Origin of the sequence: Bathymodiolus platifrons methanotrophic gill symbiont (assembly GCF_002189065.1) — a bacterium.
Taxonomy (GTDB): domain Bacteria; phylum Pseudomonadota; class Gammaproteobacteria; order Methylococcales; family Methylomonadaceae; genus Methyloprofundus.
In genome coordinates this window covers 1-5958 of sequence record NZ_BDMN01000200.1, presented here as the reverse complement: position 1 = coordinate 5958, position 5958 = coordinate 1, and the positions used below count along the sequence as shown (strand labels likewise).

9 protein-coding genes are annotated in these 5958 nt (G+C 35.7%); all 9 read right to left on the bottom strand.

Going from position 1 to position 5958, the window contains the following annotated elements; genetic code table 11:
- A partial coding sequence (locus CDZ78_RS11880) for an ISAzo13-like element transposase-related protein (protein ID WP_444979207.1) occupies nt 1-389 on the bottom strand: 389 nt, incomplete at its 3' end.
- 47 nt (nt 390-436) lie between these two features.
- Nucleotides 437-709 (bottom strand): hypothetical protein, encoded by a 273-nt coding sequence (locus tag CDZ78_RS11875; RefSeq protein ID WP_087870205.1) that lies wholly within the window; start codon nt 707-709, stop codon nt 437-439.
- Between the two features lie 33 nt (nt 710-742).
- Nucleotides 743-1213, bottom strand: a complete 471-nt coding sequence (locus CDZ78_RS11870; protein WP_140414021.1) for a hypothetical protein — start codon at nt 1211-1213, stop codon at nt 743-745.
- A 10-nt stretch (nt 1214-1223) separates the two neighbouring features.
- Nucleotides 1224-1781 (bottom strand): hypothetical protein, encoded by a 558-nt coding sequence (locus CDZ78_RS11865; protein WP_087870203.1) that lies wholly within the window; start codon nt 1779-1781, stop codon nt 1224-1226.
- Nucleotides 1774-2040, bottom strand: a complete 267-nt coding sequence (locus CDZ78_RS11860; RefSeq protein WP_087870202.1) for a hypothetical protein — start codon at nt 2038-2040, stop codon at nt 1774-1776. Before CDZ78_RS11860 ends, CDZ78_RS11865 begins: the two co-directional genes overlap by 8 nt.
- 2 nt (nt 2041-2042) lie before the next feature.
- Nucleotides 2043-2678: a P-loop NTPase family protein gene (locus CDZ78_RS11855; protein ID WP_087870206.1), complete on the bottom strand. Its 636-nt coding sequence runs from the start codon at nt 2676-2678 to the stop codon at nt 2043-2045.
- A gap of 329 nt (nt 2679-3007) precedes the next feature.
- A complete protein-coding gene (locus CDZ78_RS21255) occupies nt 3008-3094 on the bottom strand; it encodes a recombinase family protein (RefSeq protein WP_373862481.1) in 87 nt (28 codons plus the stop codon).
- A gap of 369 nt (nt 3095-3463) precedes the next feature.
- Nucleotides 3464-4615 carry an AAA family ATPase gene (locus CDZ78_RS11850; protein ID WP_140414020.1) on the bottom strand — a complete coding sequence of 384 codons (1152 nt, stop codon included), beginning with the start codon at nt 4613-4615 and terminating at the stop codon, nt 3464-3466.
- Nucleotides 4570-5820, bottom strand: a complete 1251-nt coding sequence (locus tag CDZ78_RS11845; protein ID WP_087870200.1) for an AAA family ATPase — start codon at nt 5818-5820, stop codon at nt 4570-4572. The genes CDZ78_RS11850 and CDZ78_RS11845 overlap by 46 nt, the downstream gene beginning before the upstream one ends.
- Nucleotides 5821-5958: the final 138 nt, after the last annotated feature.

Genomic DNA, 5958 nt, shown 5'->3' with positions numbered 1-5958 from the left:
TTTCGTTTGAGGTCATAAAACCCATGAGGAATAACACTGCCTGTTGCAGAGCTAGGGAAATCATGATCATTCGTTTGAATGGCTGCTTGTGTATAGAGCGATCCATTACGATAAAAAGTACCCAATAACTCTTTCTTTTTGGTATCCATACTAATAACAGGGTTTCCCGCATCCAGGTAGTCCTGCTTCAATTGGGTAATATTTTCAAATTGAGCATTGCGGTCAGGATGACCACCCATCGTAATGTTTTTCTGGGCTTTGCGCTTAACATATTCATGTTTTTTTAATAAATATCGAACGATATTACGACTGACAGAATAACCCTTTTTTAATAATTCACTGACGATTTCACGCGGCTTTAGATAAGTCCACCTAATAGATGAATTCATTGGATTGCCTGCTGTATGCTGTTGAAGAATATCTAAAAAGTCTTGATCTATTCCACTGTATTCAGGGGTAGAGGTCTTTTTTTTCGACCGCCTCCAGGTTGTCTGATTCCTGTTATATCCCGTTCTAATTCGGTGAGTTCTTTTTTTCCTTGGCGGATAATTTTTGGGTCACACTCTAATAAAGCTGAAATATAGTTAACGCCACCATGAGATAATTTTTCACTTTCAATGGCGGCATACCGTCGCTTATTTTTTTCACAAAGTGAGTCATAAAATTTCTTCATCGACTTTTCGATATTTTTTTTATAAGGAAATGACATAAGACAACCACTGAGTAATAAATTAAGATAACCTTAATTTAGGGGAGATATTTCATTATTCAAGCTTGGCTGCTTCAGGAAGTTATTTCGTGCACATTCCTTAGTCATTTTATTATTTTCAATCATCATGCTTGAAAATCCACTTGTTGCGTAAATATGTAAGATTGCATCTACAAGTTTTCTACCTTCAAACTTTTTATCTACTTCTACTCTCTTCACTTCGTGCATTTTTTCAAGGATAGCTACTATTTTCTGTAAAGTGATTCTTTTGTATTTGTTCTCTACAAAATCAATATCTTGGATTATTTTTGTAAGTGATGGACTATATGGCTTTCCATTTTCGGACGCATATCTAAAGCGCATATTAAGCATAATTCTAAGGCTAAGCTCATATTTCCCTTTTGAAGCAAGTATACTATTTGAGTCGGTTGCTCTCCAATCTCCAGAGCTAATATAACTGGTTATCATATTTCCAAGTTCAATAACAACTTTTTTGTTATCCATGTAAATATCTTTATATTCTATTGAATATATACTCACTATCTCCAGCATGGTTTTTAACTGTAATATCAGTTCTTTTAAGAACCTCTAAAGCTTCTCTTATACTGGTTGTATTATATGGACACTCATTCGGCTTTAAATCTTTACTTTCCCGTTTATTAATAGCTTCTACTATTTCTTTTTGTATTTGGTAGTATGTAGTTCTAATTGTGAAAATTCTTTTATCTTCAGAATCTGTGTCAATATCAATAATCTGTTTTGAAGCCAAAGAGATAATAGCGTATTCAATTCGTGCCTCTCTTAAATCAGGGAAATGGCTTTGAAATTGTTTTGTTCTTTTGTTTTTAAAATTGGCAGGAGAAATTTCTGAAACATAAGATTTCCCTTCAATAGAAAAACATTTTTCTACTGGCTCAGCAATAAATTTGCTAACCCACTTTATAAGCGGGTCGTTGCTAGATACGTTTTTTGGTATAACTTCATAGGTCTCAGAGAGGTTAAGCCTCTTAGTGGACTGAAATAGCTCTAACTGGATACCTAAAGCTTCTTGAAGTTGTTTACTATCACTCATTGGGTCCTTGCTTAGTAAATAAATCAGTTTTTGTTCTTATGTAATGTTTAACAAAAGTTCCTAGAGGGACTAATTCCCCAGCTTTTCCCTTTATGATTGCAAGTTCAGTAGGTGTTATTTTGATACTGATAACTTCACTATCACGCTCTTTTACTGTTTTAGGCTTGCTTGCTTTTTTTCTTAAATCTTTTTCTTCTTCTTTTGTGGGAAGTATTCTCTCAGATTTAATAACAAGACTATCTAGATTTTTTTTACCCATGTTTATATACCAATTAAATTGTAAAGAGCATCAAATTGTTTAGCTACTTCACGGTAGCTATAAGAGGCTAGAGCATTGCTTTCCATTAGTTGTTTAATGGATTTTTGCTCTTCAAAAATATTATCAAAGGCTTTTGAAAATTTGAGAGGTAGAACAGGTATCCCCTCCCCTACTTTCGTATGGACGGCATTTTGAACATTTTTAAAATCTTCGCTTTGTGTCCAATCGTCTTTGAATATCTCACCTTTTTGCTTTTGTAGTTTGGTAGCCACAACAATTATATTTTGATTGAACTCTTTGATTTGATTTATGGTGTTTAAGCCAGCTACAAGGCTTTTATACTCATTATAGATAGGAACAATAACATAGTCGGCCATTTTAAGAGCTGAACTCATGCTTATAGCGAATTTTGATATTGAACCAGCAAGATCAAATACAATATCTATATCATGCTCTACAAGTTCTTGAGGAAAAGCCTCTTCTGTCTGAAGAGCTATAAGCTTGTTATCATCTATGAGGTTGTCGTAGATATGGAAAGCTTCATTCGTACCAATACAAAAGCCCTTATCCAGTGCGATATTGGTAGATATAGGGGTTTTCCCCGCGGAACCCTTGGAGCTGTAGACTGCTATTTTCATAATGGTATACTGGTAGACCTGTAAATAAGTAAACATTATATTTAGGTAGACCGGGTTGTCAACAAAAAGTATATCTGTAATAAATGTAGATTGGTAGATATGTATACAAGTCTACAGGTAGTCCTGTGCCTTGAGTGTACCCTGTCCCTGTATCTGCTGGGAGTTTAACTGCCACTTAGAGGAAGAGAACTTTATGCGACAGAACCCATTTATTAAGCTACATTTGATTCACAGTTTTACTATGTTCCTAAGTAATGCCAAACATATAACACTATCAAGGTACTGTCACATAAATGGTCGTTTATGTGGTGGTGCTTTTTCCTCATAAATTATTCGCAACCAGCTGCATTAAGCGCGTCTATTTGTAGTGATGTATCTTGAGATGTTGTTGAAACTCGGACGTAACCTATTTTCATTTGTTTACTTTTTTAACATGGGTTTTATTAACGATAACACATGATATGTTTTTTTAACAGCCTTTTTTAACGCTATTTGCGAAGAATCAGGGCGACTTGAAGGTGATTATTGGTGCGGATGGTGATGTAAAAAATACACTTGTTTTTTTGACGTCAATTATTGGAGCAAACCTATGGTCTCGCTAAAAGCGTAAGCGACCTTATCTAGGGGTATCGAATTAAAGGGTTATCAATAGGAGGCGTGGCTAAGGAATCAACCACTATGCACTGAAAGTGCATAGTAGAAAAACTGGATAGTGAAGACAGAATGTCAGCCTAGCCTTAAACACTAGATTTGACTATAACTCTTACTGTTTCTGCTGAGCTCATTTAAATTTCTCTATCAATAAAGTCTTCACGCCAATCTTTTAATGAAGTTAAAAGCTTTTCAAGTTCATTTGGCAATGGAATACTAACTGGAGCTTCATTAGGCTGGGCATGTTCATATTTTGAAAATTTAGTCATCATTTCATCAATAAAAGAACAATCATCAATTGAGACTTTAGCAATCTTCATCAACTTTCCTTTAGTATTAATGGGTCTTCTAAATCGTTGCACCACATCAGCCAAAAGATCATATTCAACAACTCTCTCTATAGTAATCCTTGCATCGCCACAAATAGATTTTGCCCACCATGAATATTTCTCATAACCTTCTTCTTCATAAATTCTGTTACCTTCAAGCATCTTTGAAATCAAAGTATTTATAGCTTTTTTTGTGTTTTGCGAAAACATTGGAGGCGGACCAGGTTGTCCTGCCCCCCAATGTTCTCTATACAACCCTATTACATCATGAGAAACACCTTGATTCTTAACTTCTCCTTCTAAAGATGCTAATAAAGATAATCTGTGTGTGAAGACAATAACCTGTCTAGTGTTTGATAATTCGACAAGTCTTGCAGCAACTTTTTCTTCATATTCTTGATCTAATGAAGAGATTGGATCATCAAATAAAAATGTTGATTTCTCAGCTCTTCCGCGAACATCCGCCAAAAAAGCAGCCAATGAAATTATGCGGAACTCACCTTCACTTAAAACATCATTAACAGCTACCTTTTCTGCACTACCAGTAAGTTTCAACTGAAAATAAACCCTACCTTTTGGAGCTCTAGTTTTTTCAAGTTTAACATTGAGTCTTTCGGCTCCTAAACCCTTGACCTCTTTAGAAAAACGAGAAATATATTCTTCAGTTACTAACTCTTCTGCCAAATTAGATTTTTTTCTTGAGAGTTCAACTGTCTTTACTAATGTTTTAGCTGTATTAATCTTTTCTCTTTGTTTTAACAGTTCAATTTCACTTAAAACTGATTGCTTTTGTTCTGATAGCCACTTCCTTGCTTCTAGTTCAACCGCTGTCAGCCCCGGACGGGATGATAGTCTCCAGAAGGCGCAGGGAAATTTGCCAATCCGAAGTGCGCGATAGCGCGCGAGGGAGGCTAAAATTTTATCCCGAATAGCCGTAGAGCCATTTGAGGTAGCCATGACTGAGCTGCTTTGTGCTCAGTCTGTGGCGGACGCAGGGCGGCTGGAGCATCTCCTATTCGCTGCGTAGGTGAACGAATTATGGCGACAGGAGTCCCGGAATTTCGTGAGGTAGCATGGCGCGCCTGTTTCTGTTTCACCAATGACGGCCTGTTATCCTTCTTTGCGTCTTCTTCCAATTGTTTTACTGATATTTCGAGCTCTATTGATATTTTTTCTAACTGAGGGATAATAGAAAAATCTATGCCTGATTCAAATTCTTTATCAACTTCAGCTTTTAATAATTTCCCAGCAGCATTTTCAATGGCCATTCGAAGGTTCATAACTAAAGGAGTTAAAACATCATCAAGATTCGCGGCCACTACAATTGTGGAAATTAGTTCTTCATCTGGAGTATCAGATAAACTGCTTTCACATACAGCTAATTCATATGTTGACTTTTTTGCTGCTAACTCAAGTTCGCCTTTTACAAAGCTCTCGAACTGGATCAATTTTTGTTTAGCCTCTTCATTTAATGGCTGTTGGCATAACACGCATACAGATCCATCAGTTACATTTGGAAATTCAGTTTCAGGGTAGCATACCTGTTTAGAATACGCCCTTGCATGATCCCACATTAGGCTCCAAATTCCTTCACCCACCCCAGTCAATGGGATTTGTTCAAATATACTTTTAGCATATTTAGTTGCTGCTTTACCTTTAGTTACACTATCTTTTTTCTTATCCAGATAGGCACTGCAATTATCAACTCCTAATTTATTTTCCCAATTCCTAAAGCTTTTAATCAACTCATCAACTTTAACTTTAACTTTTTTTAATTTAGTTGCTTCAGTAGCTAAATCTGGTGTATTCAATCTAACAACTAAAGCCTCTAAGGACTGTTTATACTCGTCATTCCATTGGCATGTTTCATCGGTGATTGTAGAGGCTGTATCATGCTTAATTGTTCGTAGCCATTTGCCTGATGGTGTTTCCAAATAGCTTTGAGGTATAGAGGGCATTGTTGAAACAAGCCCCTGTAAAGCAAATTTAAATTTTTCAGATAGTTCATCACTTATTTCAATAAGGCGGCTAAAAAACCTTAATAACTTTGGTTCATAAGCTAATTCATTTTCTTCATTAACATATACAGAACCACAATCACTATCGTATATTTCTATTGAAGAAAGGTGGTCATTAATACCTAAAGAAATATCATAACTCACATTATGTGACTCATCCTCAATCGTATATCCAATATCACAAACTTGGCAATCAGGTTTAGTACTAAAGACATCTGGATATATAGAACCAATTTTCGGTAGTGGGTTAAATCTGTTATTTCACTTAAATAATTAGGAGAA